Below are 1,650 nucleotides of genomic sequence, written 5' to 3' on the forward strand. Positions count from 1 at the left end.
TCGATCGCTTAGTTGCATCTCAGTTTTTGCTCTGCTACGGGAGGGGGTGGGGGTGTCTTATCGGACAAGTCGGACAACCGTATCTGGGATTTCAATCTTAAACCTAAAATAGGTTGTCCGACTCGCAAGGGGTCGTGTTTTTGGGGGGTGGCGTCGTTTACCCCCAGTCGTTCGGGGCTAACGCCCCTCCTACATGTGGGCTAAGATCCGTCGGACCTCCTCACGGAGGTCCTTTCCCCATAGACTCTCCGCTAAAAAATCATACGGTAGGACCTTTCTATTGTGCAACCTCTGGAAAATAGGGGGGTAAAGAGTTGGTACAATGGCGGTGATTAGGTAGATTTGTAGAGTTTTAATTGGTATTAACCTTTCAAATGTCAAGCGAGCTATGTCTACTTCGCCTATCGACCAACTCAGCCCCACACGCCAGGTAGTGGTGGGTGTGCAGTATCTTTTTGTCGCTTTTGGAGCCACTGTCTTGGTGCCTCTGCTGGTGGGGCTTGACCCCTCCGCTGCCCTCTTTTCGGCAGGTATAGGTACGCTTATTTTTCACCTGGTAACGAAAGGTAAAGTGCCGATCTTCCTCGGTAGTAGCTTTGCTTTCATTGCACCGATTGTGAGTGCTACGGAGCTCTATGGATTAAGTGGTGCCCTTTTGGGAATTGCGGGCGTTGCCTTTGTCTACTTTGTGATGTCGGCACTGATCAAACTCTTTGGCACTAAGTTTATCAATCGTCTCTTCCCGGAGGTGGTGATTGGTCCTGTGATTATGCTGATTGGGCTTTCGCTCTCTAGCTCGGCGGTGAAGATGGCGGAGGAAAATTGGCCTTTGGCGGCGATTTCATTGGCGACGGCTATTGTGGTGACGCTTTATGGTCGAGGGCTGATTAAGTTGATCCCGATCTTTTGTGGCATCATTGTGGGGTATTTGGTGGACCTCATCTTTTTTGATATTGACTTTAGTGGGATAGAGGCGGCAGGGTGGTTTTCACTTCCACAGTTAACCTTTCCCGAAAAGTTTAGTTGGGCACCGATTATCTATATGATCCCAGTGGCGATTGCTCCTGTCATTGAGCACATTGGGGATATCTATGTGGTAAATAGCGTGACGGGTAAAAACTTCGTGAAGGATCCTGGGCTACACCGCACGATGCTGGGCGATGGCTTGGCCTGCTTGGTGGCTTCGTTTCTTGGTGGCCCTCCTGTGACCACCTATTCGGAGGTGACGGGAGCGATGTCGCTGACGAAGGTGACGGCTCCTCGGGTACTGAGGATTTCGGCTGTTACGGCGATTGTCTTCTCTATGATTGGCAAGGTGAGTGCCTTCCTCAAGAGTATTGATACGGCGATTTTGGGCGGGATTATGCTACTACTCTTTGGCACTATCGCTGGTGCGGGGATCAATAACCTCCTCAATAGCCGTGTAAACCTCTCTAGTTCTCGGAATATTGTGATCATCTCTGTGACCCTCACAACAGGTATTGGCGGGGCGGTGCTGAGTATGGGCCGCTTTACACTCGGTGGCATCGGCCTTTCAGCGATCATCGCGGTGCTCCTCAACCTCATCCTCCCCGAGACCGAAGCCGACCGTCGGCCTAAGGAGCAGTAACTCGTAAGCGACTGTAGTACGAATGATCATATACAAGCTGT

The 1,650-nt window shown here is 50.9% G+C and carries 1 protein-coding gene; it reads left to right on the top strand.

Annotation, left to right across the window (positions count from 1 at the left end; genetic code table 11):
* Window positions 1-388: 388 nt before the first annotated feature.
* On the top strand, window positions 389-1,609 hold the full coding sequence (locus QVO39_RS00505; RefSeq protein WP_021902554.1) for a uracil-xanthine permease family protein: 1,221 nt from the start codon (window positions 389-391) through the stop codon (window positions 1,607-1,609).
* Window positions 1,610-1,650 lie beyond the last annotated feature (41 nt).

Origin of the sequence: Porphyromonas sp. CAG:1061, from assembly GCF_000435035.1 — a bacterium.
In the GTDB taxonomy this organism is placed as follows: domain Bacteria; phylum Bacteroidota; class Bacteroidia; order Bacteroidales; family Porphyromonadaceae; genus Porphyromonas_A; species Porphyromonas_A somerae.